The sequence below is a fragment of the Paracoccus sp. T5 genome (genome assembly GCF_048538155.2).
Taxonomy (GTDB): domain Bacteria; phylum Pseudomonadota; class Alphaproteobacteria; order Rhodobacterales; family Rhodobacteraceae; genus Paracoccus.
Genome location: NZ_CM135809.1, coordinates 2,700,004 through 2,717,804, shown reverse-complemented (window position 1 = coordinate 2,717,804; position 17,801 = coordinate 2,700,004). Strand labels below are relative to the sequence as shown.

At 68.1% G+C, this 17,801-nt stretch carries 18 protein-coding genes and 1 tRNA gene; 9 read left to right on the top strand and 10 right to left on the bottom strand.

Annotation, left to right across the window (positions count from 1 at the left end; translation table 11 throughout):
* Nucleotides 1–64: 64 nt before the first annotated feature.
* Together pheS and ACNR9W_RS13310 are read left to right on the top strand one after the other, a co-directional pair.
* Nucleotides 65–1,147: a phenylalanine--tRNA ligase subunit alpha gene (pheS, locus tag ACNR9W_RS13315; protein WP_419271195.1), complete on the top strand. Its 1,083-nt coding sequence runs from the start codon at nt 65–67 to the stop codon at nt 1,145–1,147.
* A complete protein-coding gene (locus tag ACNR9W_RS13310) occupies nt 1,144–1,563 on the top strand; it encodes a hypothetical protein (protein WP_419271194.1) in 420 nt (139 codons plus the stop codon). Before pheS ends, ACNR9W_RS13310 begins: the two co-directional genes overlap by 4 nt.
* 118 nt (nt 1,564–1,681) lie before the next feature.
* Here the strand turns inward: ACNR9W_RS13310 and ACNR9W_RS13305 are convergent, their stop codons facing one another.
* Entirely contained in the window at nt 1,682–1,981 is a 300-nt protein-coding gene (locus ACNR9W_RS13305) for a TM2 domain-containing protein (RefSeq protein WP_419271193.1), read from the bottom strand.
* Nucleotides 1,982–2,330: 349 nt separating this feature from the next.
* On the opposite strand from ACNR9W_RS13305, the gene pheT reads away from it, so the two are divergent.
* Nucleotides 2,331–4,718, top strand: coding sequence for a phenylalanine--tRNA ligase subunit beta (gene pheT, locus ACNR9W_RS13300; RefSeq protein WP_419271192.1), 2,388 nt, complete (start codon nt 2,331–2,333; stop codon nt 4,716–4,718).
* Nucleotides 4,719–4,782: 64 nt separating this feature from the next.
* Here the strand turns inward: pheT and ACNR9W_RS13295 are convergent, their stop codons facing one another.
* The 3 genes from ACNR9W_RS13295 to ACNR9W_RS13285 all read right to left on the bottom strand — a co-directional run bounded on the left by ACNR9W_RS13295 (nt 4,783) and on the right by ACNR9W_RS13285 (nt 5,521).
* Entirely contained in the window at nt 4,783–4,869 is an 87-nt protein-coding gene (locus ACNR9W_RS13295; RefSeq protein ID WP_458478739.1) for a small membrane protein YohP, read from the bottom strand.
* 78 nt (nt 4,870–4,947) lie between these two features.
* Nucleotides 4,948–5,021: transfer RNA gene (locus tag ACNR9W_RS13290), tRNA-Gly, on the bottom strand.
* Nucleotides 5,022–5,068: 47 nt separating this feature from the next.
* Nucleotides 5,069–5,521 carry a nucleoside deaminase gene (locus ACNR9W_RS13285; protein WP_419271191.1) on the bottom strand — a complete coding sequence of 151 codons (453 nt, stop codon included), beginning with the start codon at nt 5,519–5,521 and terminating at the stop codon, nt 5,069–5,071.
* A 109-nt stretch (nt 5,522–5,630) separates the two neighbouring features.
* Here ACNR9W_RS13285 and ACNR9W_RS13280 point away from each other — a divergent pair, with 109 nt between their 5' ends.
* Entirely contained in the window at nt 5,631–7,238 is a 1,608-nt protein-coding gene (locus ACNR9W_RS13280; protein ID WP_419271190.1) for a pseudouridine synthase, read from the top strand.
* Between the two features lie 68 nt (nt 7,239–7,306).
* Here ACNR9W_RS13280 and hemP read toward each other — a convergent pair whose 3' ends face one another.
* The gene (hemP, locus tag ACNR9W_RS13275; protein WP_111301680.1) at nt 7,307–7,483 is read right to left on the bottom strand and encodes a hemin uptake protein HemP; all 177 of its coding nucleotides are present in this window, start codon (nt 7,481–7,483) and stop codon (nt 7,307–7,309) included.
* 146 nt (nt 7,484–7,629) lie between these two features.
* Nucleotides 7,630–8,646: a zinc ABC transporter substrate-binding protein gene (locus tag ACNR9W_RS13270; RefSeq protein ID WP_419271189.1), complete on the bottom strand. Its 1,017-nt coding sequence runs from the start codon at nt 8,644–8,646 to the stop codon at nt 7,630–7,632.
* A gap of 103 nt (nt 8,647–8,749) precedes the next feature.
* Here ACNR9W_RS13270 and ACNR9W_RS13265 point away from each other — a divergent pair, with 103 nt between their 5' ends.
* The 4 genes from ACNR9W_RS13265 (at nt 8,750) to ACNR9W_RS13250 (ending at nt 11,271) form a co-directional block, all read left to right on the top strand.
* Complete coding sequence (locus ACNR9W_RS13265) at nt 8,750–9,262, top strand: Fur family transcriptional regulator (protein WP_419271188.1); 513 nt, start codon at nt 8,750–8,752, stop codon at nt 9,260–9,262.
* A complete protein-coding gene (locus tag ACNR9W_RS13260; protein ID WP_419271187.1) occupies nt 9,259–10,062 on the top strand; it encodes a metal ABC transporter ATP-binding protein in 804 nt (267 codons plus the stop codon). Before ACNR9W_RS13265 ends, ACNR9W_RS13260 begins: the two co-directional genes overlap by 4 nt.
* A gap of 24 nt (nt 10,063–10,086) precedes the next feature.
* A complete protein-coding gene (locus tag ACNR9W_RS13255; RefSeq protein WP_419271186.1) occupies nt 10,087–10,869 on the top strand; it encodes a metal ABC transporter permease in 783 nt (260 codons plus the stop codon).
* Nucleotides 10,870–11,061: 192 nt separating this feature from the next.
* Nucleotides 11,062–11,271, top strand: coding sequence for a hypothetical protein (locus ACNR9W_RS13250; RefSeq protein ID WP_419271185.1), 210 nt, complete (start codon nt 11,062–11,064; stop codon nt 11,269–11,271).
* Nucleotides 11,272–11,410: 139 nt separating this feature from the next.
* Here ACNR9W_RS13250 and ACNR9W_RS13245 read toward each other — a convergent pair whose 3' ends face one another.
* From ACNR9W_RS13245 to ACNR9W_RS13235, 3 genes are all read right to left on the bottom strand, one after another.
* Nucleotides 11,411–12,070, bottom strand: a complete 660-nt coding sequence (locus ACNR9W_RS13245; protein WP_419271184.1) for a YjbF family lipoprotein — start codon at nt 12,068–12,070, stop codon at nt 11,411–11,413.
* Nucleotides 12,067–14,259, bottom strand: a complete 2,193-nt coding sequence (locus ACNR9W_RS13240; RefSeq protein ID WP_419271183.1) for a YjbH domain-containing protein — start codon at nt 14,257–14,259, stop codon at nt 12,067–12,069. The genes ACNR9W_RS13245 and ACNR9W_RS13240 overlap by 4 nt, the downstream gene beginning before the upstream one ends.
* 112 nt (nt 14,260–14,371) lie before the next feature.
* Nucleotides 14,372–14,923: a COG3650 family protein gene (locus ACNR9W_RS13235; RefSeq protein WP_458478502.1), complete on the bottom strand. Its 552-nt coding sequence runs from the start codon at nt 14,921–14,923 to the stop codon at nt 14,372–14,374.
* Between the two features lie 383 nt (nt 14,924–15,306).
* Here ACNR9W_RS13235 and ACNR9W_RS13230 point away from each other — a divergent pair, with 383 nt between their 5' ends.
* Complete coding sequence (locus ACNR9W_RS13230) at nt 15,307–16,320, top strand: sensor histidine kinase (protein ID WP_419271181.1); 1,014 nt, start codon at nt 15,307–15,309, stop codon at nt 16,318–16,320.
* 3 nt (nt 16,321–16,323) lie between these two features.
* Here ACNR9W_RS13230 and ACNR9W_RS13225 read toward each other — a convergent pair whose 3' ends face one another.
* Entirely contained in the window at nt 16,324–17,706 is a 1,383-nt protein-coding gene (locus tag ACNR9W_RS13225) for an L-serine ammonia-lyase (RefSeq protein ID WP_419271180.1), read from the bottom strand.
* Between the last annotated feature and the right edge of the window lie 95 nt (nt 17,707–17,801).

The following is a 17,801-nucleotide window of genomic DNA, read 5'->3' as shown; positions in this document are numbered from 1 at the left end:
CGCGGTCTTTCCCCGCGCGCCCGCCCATGCTAACGCGAGCCCAAGTTCTGACACGAGGCCCGCCATGGATGATCTGACCCCGCTGCGCCAGCAATGGCTGGACCGCATCACCGCCGCCACCGACCCCGCCGCGATCGAGGAGGTCCGCCTGGCCGCCCTGGGCAAGAAGGGCGAGATCAGCCTGAAGATGCGCGAACTGGGCCGCATGACGCCCGAGGAACGCCAGACCACCGGCAAGGCCCTGAACCAGATCCGCGACGAGATCGACGCCGCGCTACGCGCCCGCAAGCTGTCGCTGGAGGATGCGGCGCTGGATGCGCGCCTCAGGGACGAATGGCTGGACGTGACCCTGCCGGGCCGCCCGCGCCGCCAGGGCAGCATCCACCCGATCAGCCAGGTCACGGACGAGGTCACCGCGATCTTTGCCGACATGGGCTTTGCCGTAGCCGAAGGCCCGCAGGTCGAAAGCGACTGGTACAATTTCGACGCGCTGAACATCGCGCCCGAACATCCCGCGCGCCAGGAGCACGACACGTTCTTCATGCACCGCGCGCCCGGCGACGACCGACCCCCGCACGTCCTGCGCACCCATACCTCACCCGTCCAGATCCGCGCCATGCAGGATCAGGGTGCGCCCATCCGCGTCATCGCGCCGGGCCGCGTCTATCGCATGGACATGGACCAGACGCACACGCCGATGTTCCACCAGATCGAGGGCCTGGCCATTGACCGCGACATCTCCATGGCGCATCTGAAATGGACGCTGGAGGAATTCTGCCGCGCCTTCTTTGAGGTCCCCTCGGTCGAGTTGCGCTTCCGCGCCTCGCATTTCCCCTTCACCGAACCCTCGGCCGAGGTCGACATCCGCTGTTCCTGGGAAGGCGGCCAGCTGAAGATCGGCGAGGGCAATTCCTGGCTGGAAATCCTGGGCTCCGGCATGGTCCATCCCCACGTCCTGCGCGCGGGCGGGATCGATCCGGACCAGTGGCAGGGCTTTGCCTTCGGCATGGGCATCGACCGCATCGCCATGCTGAAATACGGCATCCCCGATCTGCGCGCGTTCTTCGAGAGCGATTTGCGGTGGCTGAGGCACTACGGCTTCGCGGCGGGGGATGTGCCGAGTGTCAGTGGTGGGTTGAGTAGGTGAGATGGGATCACGCGGCGGAACGACAGCTGCTTGAGCTTGTGGAAGATGCCGCGCCTCAAGATATCCATTTCTACGTCGCGCCTGACCGTCGAAACTATCTGTGGAACACACTTCCCGTGGGCAATCGTTCTTCGGGAGAGCTTCTGAACATACCCCTTCCTGAGGTTAGGTATTATCTTAGAAAGCTCCAATCAGCCGGTATCCTTGAAGCGTCTTTCTTAGCCAACGCAGATATTACGTATATTTCACTGCCGGTGGCAGGTCACGATCGTCTAGCTTACTTGCGCCAGCAGACATTGCACGCACGCGGTCGCCGTGCTGTTACCGGCACCCTGAAGGTCATAGCAGTTTCTGTAGTTCTGCCAGTGATGACGAGCGCAATTACCGTCTTGGTGATGCGCGCCCTCGGAGAATGAAGCTCGCATAGCAACGGAAAAGAAAACATTGCTCAAGCAGAAGCAGCAAGTGTGGCAGCGTAGCGCGTTTCTAGCATATTTTGATCAGGTAGCGGCTCCACTAGCAACCTTTAAAAACCTACCTCAACCGCCGCCGAATATCCTCGCGATCCGCATTGACCATTCCGGGGATCAGGAACAGGTCGAAAACGCACCACAGCGCGACAAAGGCCACGGCGGGCCACCCGATCAGAACCGGGGTCAGCAGCCAGCCGACCGCCCAGATGGCCAGCATCAGAAACCCGCTCATCCAGCGGCCCAGATACATGCGGTGGACGCCAAAGCCCCACAGGAAGATCAGCAGCAGATAGGCGACCAGCGGCGATTTCGCCTCGTTCGCGACGCGCTGCTCGATCAGCAATTCCCGCTGCGTATCCATCCGTCAGGCTCCTGTCTCATGCGCCCGGCCCCTCTGGCCCGACCCCCTACAGATAGGAACCCGCACGCCCCGCGCAAGGTGTCGCGCCCCGACCCCCGTAACACCAGCGCGCGCAAGCGGTGGACGCGCCCGGGCCAGCCCCACATGACGCCAAGCGGCCAAAGGGCAGGGAATGACAGGGCCTCATCACGGTGACCGACAGGCGGCGACCGGACGGCAAGTCGACCGGGGGCGCCGAAAGGGGCAAAATTCGCGGTTGCGGCTTGACCCTTGGCCCGCTGCGCGCTTCAAGGCAGCAAACCCACCCCCGCCCTTGCCCGAGCGGGCCGGACCCGGAAAGCCGATCGCCATGAAGTTCACCCTGTCCTGGCTCAAAGAGCATCTTGAGACCACCGCCACCATCGACCAGATCGCCGAGGCGCTGACCGACCTGGGCCTGGAGGTCGAGGAGGTTGCGGACCCTGCGGCCAAGCTGGGAACCTTCACCCTGGCGCGGATCGAGGATGCGCAGCCCCATCCCGACGCGGACCGCCTGCGCGTCTGCCGGGTAATGACGGATGAGGGCGAAAAGCAGATCGTCTGCGGCGCCCCCAATGCGCGGGCAGGGATCACGGTCGTGCTGGCCAAGCCCGGCGACTATGTCCCTGGCATCGACACCACGCTTGGCGTGGGCAAGATCCGCGGCATCGAAAGCCACGGCATGATGGCCAGCGAACGCGAGCTGGAACTGTCCGAAGAGCATGACGGCATCATCGAACTGCCCTCGGGCGACGTCGGCCAGCGCTTTGTCGACTGGCTGGCGCAGAACGCACCCGAGAAGATCGACCCGATGATCCATATCAAGATCACCCCGAACCGTCCCGACGCCCTGGGTGTGCACGGCATCGCCCGGGACTTGGCCGCGCGCGGCCTGGGCGTGCTGAAGCCGGTGACGGTGGACCCTGTGCCGGGGACCTTCCCCTGCCCGGTAGGCGTGACCATCGACGATGGCGTGGCCGCCAAGGCGCCGTTCTTTGCCGGCCGCGTGGTGCGGGGCGTGACGAACGGCCCGTCGCCCGCCTGGCTGCAAAAGCGGCTGCGGGCCATCGGTCTGCGCCCGATCAACGCGCTGGTGGACATCACCAATTTCTTCACCTTCGACCTGAACCGGCCGCTGCACGTCTTTGACGCGGCCAAGGTCACGGGCAACCTGACCCTGCGCGGCGCGCGGGCGGGCGAGGAGCTGGTGGCCTTGGACGACAAGACCTATGCCCTGCCCGAAGGCGCAGTGGTGATCTGCGACGACCACGGTCCCGAAAGCATCGCAGGCGTCATGGGCGGCGCGGCCTCGGGCGCGTCCGAGAAGACCCGTGACGTCTTCATCGAGGCCGCTTATTTCGACCCGATCAGCACCGCCGCCACCGGCCGCGCGCTGAAGATCAACAGCGATGCGCGCTATCGTTTCGAACGCGGCATCGACCCGGCCTTCACCCTGCCGGGACTGGAACTGGCCACGCGAATGGTGATGGACCTGTGCGGTGGCGAGGCGTCAGAGGTGGTGACCGCCGGGGCGCTGCCCGACACGACCCGCGCCTATCGCCTGGACCCGCAGCGGACCAGCCGCCTGGTGGGCATGGACATCGCTGAATCCGATCAGCGCGTTACGCTGGAGGCCTTGGGCTTCCGGCTGGATTGCGACATGGCGCATGTCCCGTCCTGGCGCCCCGACGTGTTGGGCGAGGCCGATCTGGTCGAGGAAATCGCCCGCATCGCCAGCCTGACCAAGCTGCAGGGCAAGCCGCTGCCGCGCTCGCAACCCGGCGTGCCGCAGCCCGTCCTGACGCCGCTGCAGGTCCGCGAAAAGACCGCGCGTCGCATGGCGGCGGCCTTGGGCTACAACGAATGCGTCACCTACAGCTTCATCGATCAGGCCTCGGCCGCGTTGTTCGGTGGCGGCGCGGATGCAGTGCGGGTCGAGAACCCGATCAGCAGTGAGATGTCGCATCTGCGTCCTGACCTGCTGCCCGGCCTGCTGCAGGCGGCGGCGCGCAACCAGGCGCGCGGTTTTTCGGACCTGGCGCTGTTCGAACTGGGGCCGGTCTTTTCGGGCGGCGAACCGGGCGAACAGGCGGTACGCATCAGCGGGCTGCTGGTGGGCCAGATCGCGCCGCGTGATCCCTTTGGAAGCCGCCGCAAGGTCGACCTCTATGACGCCAAGGCCGACGCCGAGGCGATCCTGCAGGCGATCGGCGCACCGGCCAAGGCCCAGATCAACCGCAAGCTGGAGGGCTGGTGGCATCCGGGCCGCGCGGGCAACATCGCGCTTGGGCCCAACCTGCTGGCAAGTTTTGGCGAGATCCACCCCAAGGTGCTGCGCCAGATGGACGTGAAGGGGCCGGCTGTCGGCTTTACCATCCAGTTGGCGGCCGTGCCCTTCCCCAAGGCCAAGACGCCCACGCGCCCGGCGCTGGACCTGTCCGAACTGCAGGCGGTGGAACGCGACTTCGCCTTTGTGGTGGATCCGCAGGTCGAGGCGCTGACCCTGGTCAATGCCGCTGCCGGGGCAGACAAGGCGCTGATCCAGAGCGTCTCGGTGTTTGACCAGTTCACGGGGCTGGAGGGCGGGCAGAAATCCGTCGCGATCTCGGTCCGGATGCAGCCGCGCGACAAGACCCTGACCGATGCCGAGATCGAAGCGGTGGCCCGCAAGGTGGTCGAGAAGGTTCAGAAGGCCACCGGCGGGACCCTGCGCGGCTGAAAACCCGCCATCAGATCGGGGGGCTGCAACGGGCCCCCCGGCCCAGTTCGGCCGCAGGACTGCGTCAGAAGATCAGCGACAGGATGCCGATCACGACCAGCAGGCCGATGATGAAGATGATTCCTGCAACGCTGCCGAAGAACTTGAGCATGATGGTCTCCTGTCTGTGTGACAGGGCAACGAACAGGGCGGAATGTTGTTCCGCGCGAATCGGGCATCTGGGGAAAGTTGGAGCGGGTGACGGGAATCGAACCCGTGTCTCTAGCTTGGAAGGCTAGGGTCTTACCATTACACAACACCCGCGCCCGATCTGTATAAGCAGGTCGGCCGGCGGGTTCAAGGCCGGGGCGTCATCGGCGCGCGGCAAAGAACTCCTGCAGCAGCGCCCGCGCGGGCCCGGCCGACAGCCCGTCATAGACCTGCGGCCGATGATGGCATTGCGCATGGTCGAAGACGCGGGCCCCATGCGCCACCCCGCCCATCCGCGCATCGGGCGCACCGTAATAGAGCCGGCCGATGCGCGCGGCCGAGATCGCGGCGGCGCACATGGGGCAGGGTTCCAGCGTGACCCACAGGGCGTGGCCCGGCAGCCGCTCGGACCCCAGGGCCGCGCAGGCGGCGCGGATCGCCAGGATCTCGGCATGGGCAGTCGGGTCGCTGAATTCGCGCGTGCGGTTGCCGGCGGCGGCCACGACGCGGCCCTGCGGGTCGGTCACCACGGCGCCCACCGGCACCTCGCCGCGCCGGGCGGCGGCGCGGGCCTCGGCCAGGGCCTGCGGCATATGGGAGATGAAGGCGGACATCCCCCGCCTTGTGGCAACAGGAACGGGCGGGCGCAAGAAAGGCTTTCCACGTGACGGGGAAGGGCGTAGGGAACCCTCTTTGCCCCGCAGCGATGCGAAGGAGATGCGCATGACCGACAACCAGACCCCCGACCGCAAGACCCCCCAGTCCGCCCCGCGCACCGATGCCGACCGCATCGCCAAGGTGATGGCCCGGGCCGGCGTCGCCAGCCGCCGCGAGGCCGAGCGGATGATCGTCGAGGGGCGCGTCAGCGTGAACGGCAAGAAGATCGACAGCCCCGCGCTGGACGTCCTGCCGACCGACCGGATCACCGTCGACGGCAAGAAGCTGGACGAGCCGCAGGAGACGCGGCTGTGGCTGTATTACAAGCCCCTGGGCCTGATCACGTCGGAGAACGACGAGCTGGGCCGTCAGACGGTCTTTGACGCGCTGCCGCGCGACATGCCCCGGGTGATGACCGTGGGCCGGCTTGACCTCAATTCCGAAGGCCTGCTGCTGTTGACGAACGACGGAGAGCTGAAGCGCCGGCTGGAGCTGCCCGCGACAGGCTGGCTGCGGCGCTATCGGGTGCGGGTGAACGGCACGCCGTCGGACATGACCTTCGACCCGCTGCGCCGGGGCGTGACCATCGAGGGCGAGGATTTCTCGCCCATGGAGATCAAGCTGGACAGCCAGCAGGGGGCGAATGCCTGGATCAGCGTCGGCATCCGCGAGGGCAAGAACCGCGAGATCCGCCGCGCGATGGCGCATGTGGGCCTGCAGGTGAACCGCCTGATCCGCATCGGCTATGGTCCCTTCAAGCTGACCGGCATGGAGAAGAACCAGGTGACCGAGGTCAAGCGCAAGGTGCTGCGCGACCAGCTGGGCGGGTTGCTGACCGGCGAGGTCGACGAGAAGCCGCGCGAGATGCGCCCGCGCGGCGCCGAGGGTGCGCGGGGCCCGCGCCGCGAGGATCGGAGCGAGGCCGGTGGCCGTCCCTTCGCCGCCAAACCCGGCGGGCGCAGCTTTGGCGACCGGCCGTCGCGGCCGCCGCACGAGGGTGGGCGCGACGAGGCGCGTGGCGAGCGTCCTGCCCGCAGCTGGGGCGCCAAGTCGGCCCAGCCCGGCGACCGCCCGCGCCCGCAGGGCAAGCCGGGCGACGGGGGTGGCGATCGTCCCCGGTCCTTCGAGGACAAGCCGCGCTGGAAGAAAAACGACGCCGCCGAGGGTCGCCGGTTCGGCGGCGGGCAGGGCGACGATGCGCGTCCGCCGCGCTTTGCCGGCAAGCCGGGCGAGGTGCGCAAGCCCTATAGCAAACCCCGCGCCGAGGGTGCCGAGGGCGACCGCAAGCCTTATGGTAAGCCGCGTGCCGAAGGGGCTGCCGGTGGCCGTCCCGCCTATGGCAAGCCGCGTGCCGAAGGGGCTGCCGGTGGCCGTCCCGCCTATGGCAAGCCGCGCGCCGAGGGAGCCGAGGGCGACCGCAAGCCTTATGGTAAGCCGCGTGCCGAAGGGGCTGCAGGTGGCCGTCCCGCCTACGGCAAGCCGCGTAGCGAGGGCGCCGAGGCGGGGCGCAAGCCCTTCGGGGGTCCCCGCGGTGAGGGCGGCGGCAAGTTCCAGGGCAAGCCGCGCCCGGCAGGCGGCGGCAAGGGCTTTGGCCCGCGCGGCGATCGTCCTGCGGGTGGCGGCCCGCGTCCGGGCGGCAAGCCCGGCGGCAAGCCGCGCATGCCGCGGGGCTGACGAACAGGAAAGGCCGGATCCCCGAAGGGTCCGGCCTTTTCATTTGCGGCAAGGGACGCCCTAAAGGCCTATTTCGTCAGGATCAGCTTGCCGGCGCGGGTGATGCGCAGCTGATAGACCTGTTCGTCCAGGACAATCAGGGCCTGGTTGCCGCCTTGGGTCAGCTGCGTTGCATCATGCTGCGGAAGCCGGGCCAGGATCGAGGTTCCGGGGCGGGTGAAATCGGAAGGGCGCGTTGCGGTCATGATCAGCCTCTTGGGGATGGCGCTGGTGATGAGGCAAAGCTGACAAATTCATTCGGGTTTGTCAAAGTAAAATAGTCAGGTTTCTGCGCGGCTCGCATATTTTGTTGTTTTCGGGGCAGAGGCTGGAAAGGCCCCTGCGACCGGCGTCATTCCGCCTCGAAGCACGCGATGAGGGTCTGGGCCATATTGGTCAGCAGGCGGTCATACTGGCCGATGCCGTGCTCCAGCGTTCCACCTTCGGGGCTCAGCTCCTCGCCCAGCCTGACGTTGCTGCCCTCAATCACCGTGTCGATCAGGACCGGGTCATGTGCGTATTCCGGAAAGGCGCAGACCGCCCCTGATTTGATGATCTGGCTGCGGACCTGCCCGATCCGCGCCGCCGAGGGGGTCGATGCATCGCCAAGGGACACAGGCACTGCCGGCTGCAACCCGAAATGGTCGGTGAAATAACCATAGGCGTCATGGAAGACGACAAAGCGCTGGCCCGCATGCGGCGCGAGACGTGCGCCGAGCGTGGCGTCCAGCGCCGCGATGCGCGCGGCCGCGGCATCGGCATTGGCCTGGTAGGTGGCGGCGTTCTCGGGGTCTTCGCGGGACAGGGCGGCGGCGATGGCCGTCAGCCAGACGGCGGCATTGTCCGGGTCCAGCCAGGCATGGGGATCGGTGCCGGCATGGCTGTGGTCGGCATGATCCTCGGCGGCCTCATCATGGCTGTCGTGACCATGGTCATGCCCATGATCGCCGTGGGCGTTTTCCTCGTGCCCCTGGTCGTCATGACCGTGATCGTCATGCGACTCTGCCTCGTGGTCGTCATGGTCCTCCGCGCCCGCGTAGCCGCGCAGGGTCAGCCCCGGCAACTCCAGCAGGCGGACCTGAGCCTCATCGTCGATGTTCCCGGTGGCACGGGCCAGCCAAGGGGTCAGCGACGGACCCATCCAGAAGACAAGATCCGCCGATTGCAGCGCCTGCGCATCCGACGGGCGCATCTGATAGTGATGCGCGCTGGCGCCGCCCGGCAGCAGCACGCGGACATCGCCCAGATCGCCCATCACGTCCTGGACAAGGGCGCCCGTCGGCACCAGATCCGCAACCACGCTGGGCACGGCAAGGGCAGGGCTGGCGGCCAGCCAGAGGATCGCTGCGGCGCAGGCAGAGCGTTGCATCGGGGACTCCTTGGGGTTTGTTGCGATGACCGGGTTCTCCGTGTTACAGGATAACAAGTCAACCCGGATGTAATAAAGTAACGCCTTGGCGTGAAGGACGACCGTGCCCCAGACCGATGACCAGATCGCCGCGACCTTTGCGCCGCATGACCACCGGGAATGCGCGCACCGCGTCCTGGACGAGGCGGCCGAGCGCCTGGCAGAGCAGGGCGCCCGCCTGACCCCGGTGCGGCGGCGCACGCTGGAGATCCTCTTGGAAAGCCACCGCGCCATGGGCGCCTATGAGGTCCTGGACCGCCTTGCGGCCGAGGGATTCGGGCGCCAGCCGCCCGTGGCCTATCGTGCGCTGGAATTCCTGGTCCAGCACGGGCTGGCGCATCGCCTGCAGCGGCTGAACGCCTTTGCGGCCTGCCTGCATCCGGGCCATGACCACCACCCGGCCTTCCTGATCTGCCGCAGCTGCGACAAGGTGGCCGAGGCCGCGGCCGCCCCCGTGCGCGACGCCCTGAGCGAGGTGGCCGGGCAGGGCGGGTTCCGGGTCGAGCGGGTGACGATCGAGGCCTTGGGCCTCTGCGCCACCTGCGCCGCCGAAGGCGAGCGGGACGGCACGGCATGAGCGCGCTGATCGAATCGCAAGGCCTGACGATCCACCGCCCCGGCACGTCCGAGCCGGTTCTGACCCGGATCGACTTTCACATCCTGCCCGGAGAGATCGTGACCGTGGTTGGCCCCAACGGTTCGGGCAAGTCATCCCTGATCCGGGCGCTGCTGGGACATCTGCCACCGGCCTCGGGGCGGGTGACGCGGCGGAAGGGTCTGCGCATCGGCTATGTGCCGCAGCGGGTGCAGCTGGACACGGCCATCCCGATGACCGTCCGCCGCTTTCTGTCGCTGCCGCGCCGCGTGACCGATGCCGAGGCCGAGACCGCCCTGTCGCGCACCGGCGTGCCGGGCCTGGGGCCGCGGCAGCTGACGCAGCTGTCGGGTGGGCAGTTCCAGCGGGTGCTGCTGGCGCGCGCGCTGCTGAGCCGGCCGCACATGCTGGTCCTGGACGAGCCGACGCAGGGTCTGGACCAGCCGGGCATCGTCGCCTTCTACAAGCTGATCGAGGACGTGCGCCGCGAGACGGGCGCGGCGATCCTGATGGTCAGCCATGACCTGCTGGTGGTGATGCGGTCGTCGGACCGGGTGGTCTGCCTGAACGGGCATGTCTGCTGCGAGGGGACGCCCCAGCATGTCAGCGGCGCGCCCGAATACCTGGCGCTGTTCGGCGCCGATGCCGAGGGCACGCTGGCGCTCTATCGGCACAAGCATGACCATGATCATGACCACATGTCGGCCGTGCCTGCCCATGTGCATGGCCCCGGCTGCGGCCATGACCACCGCCCGTCCTCTGCAATCTCCGGTACGCCCTGACGCGTCGCCCCAAGGATTCCCTCCATGCTAGACGATTTCTTCATGCGCGCCGTGCTGGCGGGGCTTGGGCTGGCCTTGGTGGTCGGCCCCCTGGGCAGCTTCGTGGTCTGGCGTCGCATGGCCTATTTCGGCGATTCCACCGCCCATGCCGCGATCCTGGGGGTGGCGCTGGCCCTGGCCTTCGACATCTCGATCTATGCCGGGACGCTGGCGGTGGCGGCGGCCATGGCCTGCCTCGTTTCGGCACTGGTGTCGCGGGGGCAGGCCATGGACACGATGCTGGGCGTGCTGTCCCATTCCGCCCTGGCCTTCGGGCTGGTGGCGATCAGCTTCGTGCCGGCCGCGCGCACCGATCTCAGCGGCTACCTGTTCGGCGATATCCTTGCGGTCGGCAGGTCGGATCTGGTGCTGATCTGGACCGGATCGCTGCTGGTGCTGGGCCTGCTGGTGCTGCGCTGGCAGCGGCTGGTCACCTCCAGCCTGAACGAGGAGCTGGCCATGGCCGCGGGCATCGATCCGCGGACCGAGCGGCTGATCCTGTCCCTGTCCCTGGCCGTGGTGGTCGCCCTGGCGATTCGAGTGGTCGGATCGCTGCTGATTTCGGCCCTGCTGATCGTGCCCGCCGCCGCCGCCCGCGGATGGGCCCGCACGCCCGAGCGGATGGCCCTGGGCGCGGCCCTGGTGGCCGCTGCATCGGTGCTGGCGGGGCTGTGGTCCAGCCTGCGGCTCGACACGCCTGCCGGTCCCTCAATCGTCGCGGCGGCAGCCGTTTTTTTCCTTCTGTCGCAGGCGATCCGGCGCGCCTAGTGCCGATTTGCCACATGTCCCCAGGGCCTTCGGAGGCGGGGGAACGAAGCCGGTTCGAGCGTGTTGGCCAATATGCAACAGTGCCCTCGACCCCTCGGCGGATTTGATTCAATGCAGCTTTTCAACCCGCCGGGATTGTGTAACTGTCGCAGCGATGTTGCCGGAAACGGCAGCTTTCAATCGAAACGGAGCATGATCATGACCAAATTCGCTACTTTCGCTGCCGCTCTCGGCCTGACCGCCACCTCGGCTCTGGCCGGTGGCTACGTCGCCCCCGTCGTTGAAGTTGAACCGGTTGTTGTTGAAGAGCAAGCCGCCTCGACCAACGCTGGCCTGGTGGTTCCGGCCCTGCTGCTGCTGGGCGTCATCGCCGCCGTTGCTTCGGACGACGACGACAGCTGATATCAAAGCGGATCACCTCGAGGGTCCGTTTTCAAAGGGCTGGCCATTGGCCGGCCCTTTTCCGTTTCGGGGACGCCCTTCCGGGACATGAAAAAACCGGCCGCAAAGGGCCGGTTTCTTGGTGTCGGAAGGGGGCGCCTCAGGGGCGGAGGGTCTGGATGGTGACATAGCCCAGGGCCGGCCCGATCCATTGCCGCGACACCGGGATGCCGCCGCCCTGCACCATGTAGTTGTTCTGGAAGCTGATGCCGTGGCCTTCGCAGCTTTCCACCAGCACGCCGGCATTGGGGCCGGGCGCCGTCCGGCAATCGAACTGCAGCGGGCGTTCCAGCCCGTCGCCCGAATAATAGCGCATGACGCGGCTGCCGCTGCCCGACGCGCCGGCGCGGATGGCCGATTCCAGCTGCGGCTCGGCCACCGACAGGTCGTTGCCCAGGCCGCGCGTGCCCACCAGCAGCCCGTTGCGCAGGATCAGCGCCTCCTCCGACGGCGTCATAAAGGTGCGCATGGCGCCGTTCTGGCCGGTCATCGCCATGATCTGGCTGCGCCCCAGGTTCTCGAAGCTCGCCTGGATCAGCGGGCCCTGATTGACCCGCAGCGCCTCGGCCACGGCATCCTGGGGCGACCGGGCGGGGGCGGCAGGAGCCTCGGGCGCGCGGCGCGCCGCGACGGCCTGCGTCGCCGTCTGCGCCAGGATCGCCAGGGGGCCTGCGCCGCCTTCGTCGGCCGAACTGTTGCCGCAGGCGGACAGGGCGGCCAGCAGCGACGCCGCCAGCGTGATCTTGACCATGCCGTTCATCGCCAGAACCTCCCCCAGCCTTTGTAAAGATCGACCGTGTGGCTGTCGCGCACCCGGTCGTAAAGCCGGCCGTTCACGTTCAGCCGCGCCCCACCATCCCGCGACAGCGACCGCAGGTTGGTGGACACGCGGTCACGCGAGGCCTGGCCGGTGGCCCAGCCGATCGGGATCGACAGCGTGATGCCCTTGTCAAAGCTGCCCTCACCGAATTCGTCGGCGCTGAGGTCGGTCTTGGTTGCATAGGCGCCGACCTGCCAGCCATTGGCGAACTCGCGGGCCAGCGTCACCGTGGCGCCCACGTCGCCGGCCAGGTACTTGCCCAGGTCCAGCTGGGCCGTGAAACCTTCGGTGAACTCATAATAGGCCGAGACATGGCCCGTCGTGACCTCGTAGTCGCGGAAGTCGAACAGCTGGTCAAAGTCGCGCTTTCTGACGCGGTTCACCTCGGCCCCGAAGGCCAGCTGGGAATTGGCGGGCTTCCACAGCGCCTCGGTCGAGACGCCGCCGAAGGACCGCTCCAGCAGGCCGACCGTGACGCGGGTATAGACCGTCGATGTGGGTTTGGCATACCAGGCCAAGGTCGCCTCGGGGATCACCGGGCTGGAATTGCCGGTATACATCCGCGTGTCCGAGCGCACCCGCGGCACGCCCTCAGGGGTTGTCTCCAGGCTGGGATCGGCCTCGTATTCCTCGGGCGTGTAATATTCGCCGCGCGTGCCGGGCAGACCGATGGCGGGACCGCGCTGGCCGATATCGCCGAAGGCCCGCTGGCGCAGCGCCCCGGTGGCGACCAGGCCCGGCATGATCTCATAGCTGGCGTGCGCCTCGGCGCCGACCTCGTGGGTCAGCCCGTCCTCGGCGCTGAAGATGCCCAGGTCCAGGTAGGGCTTCACCGACCAGCGGAAGCGCGGATAGATCCCGTCGGTGGCCACCAGACCGGGCGCGCCGGGCGCGGCATCGGTCAGGCTGGCCGCGGCCGCGATCCGGGCGGCATCGGTGTTCTCCAGCCGCTCGACATCCGAGCGGCGCAGGGTGACCGAGGAGGTCGGCATCCCGTCGGTGGTCGATGTGATCACGAAGGTTTCCACCGAAGGCGGCAGCGCGCGGGTCATCAGCCGCGCCGTGCGCCCGATGGCCTCGGCCTGGTTGATGTAGCGCAGGTTGCGCAGCCGCACCTCGGCGCGGGTTGCGCTCAGGGCCATGGATTCCAGCCGCTGGCCCTCCTTGGCCATCGCGTCCCCAAGCGCCTTCTGGATCGCGGGTTGCGCCGTCGGGTCCTGGGACCAGGCGCCGGACCATCCGTCCGGGTCGGCCGCGGGGGAGGGGCGGGGACGCACCGGCGCGGGGGCCTTTTCCAGTCCTGACGGATAGGCCGCCTCGCGCGGGTTCAGGGCGACGGTCACCTGCGCGCCGATCGTCTCGCCGCCGATGGCATAGATCCCGGCTGAATAGTTGCGGCCGATCTGATAGTTCGCAGCCAGGTTCAGCCTGCTGCCGGGTTCCTCCCCTTGCTGGAACTCGGCGCCGTTGCTGTAGCGGGCCAGGTAGCGGTCCTGGGAATATTCCGCGACCAGGTTCAGCTTGTCGTTCACCTGCCAGCTGACCGAGCCGAAGGGCTTGGCGCCGCCGCTGAACAGCTGGTCCACATTCGCCGTGCCGCCATTGTCGTTGATGTCGATGACGCGCGGCTTGCCGGCCAGCACGCCCCAGCCCAGGCCCGCGCTGACCCGGACGCTTGGCGTCACCGACCGCGTGGCCACGATATATTCGCCCGAATAGACCCCCGTTCCCAGAAAATCCTGGACGCCGATCGCGACCGCGGGGCGCCACCCGTCTTCACCCAGCACCTGGTAGCGCAGGTCCAGCGAGCGGTCCGAGATGAAGCCCTCCCTGCGATAGTCGTTGATGCCGTCCACGCGGGCATAGCGCAGCACCCCGGTCAGGCCCGGCAGCGCCTGGAAGAAGACGTTGCCGCGCCGGGCATAGTCCGACCAGGACAGCGTCGCGCCCAGGGTGCCGTCGGGCAGAGTTTCCGCCGTCGGCGTGTCGATCCCGCCGGGCAGGCCATAGGTGGACATCGTGCGCCCCAGCAGCGGGTCCGCGGTGGCGGTGCCGCTGCCCGAGCCCATGACCAGGGTGATCGGCAGGGCGGTTGCCATCAGCTGGCGGATAAGGCGCGATCGGCGCATCGGCGGGCTTCCTTTCGGCAGGCGGGTGATCCGGGGGCAGGGGCGTGCCCCTCGAAGTGGCAGGCTTTCCGGCGCGGATCGAGACACGAGGTCGTGACCGCGCCGGGCGGGATCAGCCGGCGGGCGTCGCCGGCGTTTCCAATGTCGCCGCGGGTGCGGGTGCGGGTGCGGGTGCAGGTTCGGCCGGGGCGCCACAGCCGGCGGTGGTCTGGCCGCTGACCGTCAGGCGGGCGGTCAACGGAAAGCGCTTGCCCGACATGCTGTCCCGGCACCGGGCGGCGCGCAGGTTCACGACGAAAGGCTGGCCGTTCAGCACGCCAATATATTCCACGCCGCTGTCGAAGGTCAGGCGGTTGACCTGGATCTGCCGCCCGTCCTGGTTCTCGGGCGTGCGGTAGGTGGCCGTGTTGCCGGCGATGTCGACGCTCCAGAAGGGCTCGTTCCCGCGGGCGGTGAATGCGGTGTTGCGATAGGTCACGGGCTCGACCGTGGGCACGGGCTTGGGGGCCGCGCCGCCGGTCTCGATCGGCTGGACCAGGGGCGAGACGGCCGGGGGCCGCGGGCCTTCGGGGACCTGCGGCTCCGCCTCGGCGGCATCAAGGCCGATGTTGCGGCGCAGGTCGGTCATGGCTGCGCTGTCGCAGGCGGCCAGGGGAAGGGTCATCAGCGCAAGAAGCGCGAAGCGCGGGGACAGACGCGGGAGCATGTGGCTTTGGCCTTCTGGTGCGGTCGGGATCACTGTGCGACCAGCGTTACCAACCACACGCCCCGCGGGCAAGCGCTTCGCCCGGACGCGGCCGGGCCCATGCAAACCCCCGCCTGCGCTGCCGAGGACGGGGCTGCGGCGCAAGTCGAATGATATTTGTTTATTTGATGCACCTAATATACCGCTATGCGGTTTTCCAAGTTGTATTGAAGGGAAAAGCCGGAGAGGTTGAGGCTGAAGAGACCTCCCTCATGATGAGCCCCATGACATCGCCCGCGCGCCCTCGCCCCCACGCCGATGAAACCGAGAGGGCGGCCGAGTTTTCTTGGGCAGATGGGCGGATGGCGCAGGCGATCGGCAGGTTCGACTGGGCGCGAACCCCCTTGGGCCCGATCGAGGACTGGCCCGTTTCGATGTTGACGGCCGTACGCATCATGCTGGGGCAGCGCCATGCCGTCTGCATGTTCTGGGGTCCCGAACTGATCATGCTCTACAATGATGCCTACGCCCCCGCCCTGGGCCGCAGGGAGGCGCGGGCGCTGGGTCAGCCCTTCCGCCGGATCTGGGCCGATGTCTGGGACGAGGTGCGGCCCCTGGTCGACGAGGCACTGTCCGGACGCGGCACCTATTCCGAGGAAATGCGCCTGGTCATGACCCGCAACGGGTTCGAGGAGGAAACCTACTGGACCTTCAGCTACAACCCCCTCTACGACGATGAGGGCCGGGTGGCAGGGCTGATGGCGGTGACGGTCGAGGTGACGCCGGTGGTCATGTCGCGGCGCAACCAGCAGATCATGCAGCAGGAACTGCTGCACCGGGTCAAGAACATCCTGTCGGTCACCTCCACCGTCGTGACCTCCAGCCTGCGCACCGCCGGCAGCATCGAGGAGGCGCGCGACAGCGTCGCGGCGCGCATCATGGCCCTTGCCCGCTCGCAGGGGCTGTTCATGGGTCTCGGCCACTGCGCCGACATCACCGAGGTGACGTCCCAGGCCATCGGCGCCCATCTGGACGGCAGCGACCGCATCCGCCTCAGCGGCCCCTCGGTGCCGCTCAGTTCGCAGCAGGCGGTGGGCGTTTCGCTGGCGCTGTACGAACTGGCCACCAATGCGGCCAAGTACGGGGCCCTGTCGGTTCCCGAGGGCGCCGTCGACCTGTGGTGGTCGGTGGAGGGCGATGATTTCCAGCTGGACTGGCGCGAAAGCGGCGGGCCCGGGGTCGTCGCGCCCGAGCACGAGGGCTTTGGGTCCAAGCTGGTCAATGCCATCGTCCCCGCCTATTTCGACGGCGAGGGGCAGACCGAATACCTGGAGGACGGCCTGCATTACTGGCTGCGCGGGCGGCTGACGCCCTGACCCTCAGCAGTTCGGGACGTTGACGGCCAGCCCGCCAAGCGAGGTTTCCTTGTACTTCTCGGACATGTCGCGGCCGGTCTGGCGCATGGTCTCGATGGCGGCGTCCAGCGGCACGATATGGCTGCCGTCCCCGCGCAGCGCCAGGCTGGCGGCGCTGACCGCCTTGATCGCGCCCAGCCCGTTCCGTTCGATGCAGGGCACCTGGACCAGCCCGCGAACCGGGTCGCATGTCATGCCCAGGTGATGTTCCAGCGCGATCTCGGCGGCGTTCTCGATCTGGCGGGGCGTTCCGCCCAGCACCGCGGCCAGGCCCGCCGCCGCCATGGCGCTGGCGCTGCCGACCTCGGCCTGGCAGCCGCATTCCGCGCCCGAGATGGAGGCGTTGTGCTTGATCAGCCCGCCCACCGCCGCCGCCGTCAGCAGGAAATCGGGCAGCAGCCGCTCGGACGCGCCGGGCACATGGTCCAGCCAATAGCGGATGACGGCGGGCACCGTGCCGGCCGCGCCGTTGGTGGGGGCGGTGACGACCGCACCGCCGGCCGCGTTCTCCTCATTGACCGCCATGGCATAGATCGACATCCAGTCGTTGATCACATGCGGCGCGGTCAGGTTCATGCCCCGTTCGGCCAGCAGCTTTTCATGGATGCCGCGCGCGCGGCGGCGGACGTTCAGCCCGCCCGGCAGCGTGCCATCCGCCGCCAGCCCCCGGTCCATGCAGTCGCGCATGGCGGACCAGATCCGCATCAGCCCCTGCTGCAGTTCGGGAGGAGAGCGGAAGCACAGCTCGTTCTCCTCCTTCATGCGGGCGATCGACTTGCCCGAGGCCTCGGCCATGGCCAGCATCTGGTCAGCGGTGGCAAAGGGAAAGGGCACGCTGTTCGAGGCGTCGCTGCGGTCCTCGTCCCGGCCGCGGGCCAGTTCCTCCTCCGTCATCACGAAGCCGCCCCCGATCGAATAGAAGACCTGCTGAAGGATCACGTCTCCCTGCGCATCGGTGGCCGACAGGGTCATGCCATTGGCATGGCCGGGCAGGACGGTGTCATAGTCAAAGCGCAGGTCGCGATCAGGATCGAAGGCCAGCGGCCCGAGGCCCGGCGGCGTCAGCTGGCGCGTCTGGCGGTTCTGGGCCAGGGCGGCCTCGGCCGCGTCCATGTCGATGCTGGCCGGCACGAAGCCCGCAAGCCCCAGGATCGTGGCGCGGTCGGTGGCATGTCCCTTGCCGGTAAAGGCCAGGCTGCCGTGCAGGCTGGCGCGCAGCCCCTGCGCCTGGAACGGCTGCTGGCGCAGCATGTCCAGGAACCGCGACGCCGCCACCATCGGCCCCATCGTGTGCGAGGATGACGGCCCCACGCCCAGCTTGAACAGATCAAAGACCGACAGGAACATGGCACCCCCTTGCGCTTGCTGCGCCATCCAAGCACGACGGGGCCGGCACCGCCATGCCCGCCCGTGGATCGCCCCGCGGTTGCAGCGGAGGAGGT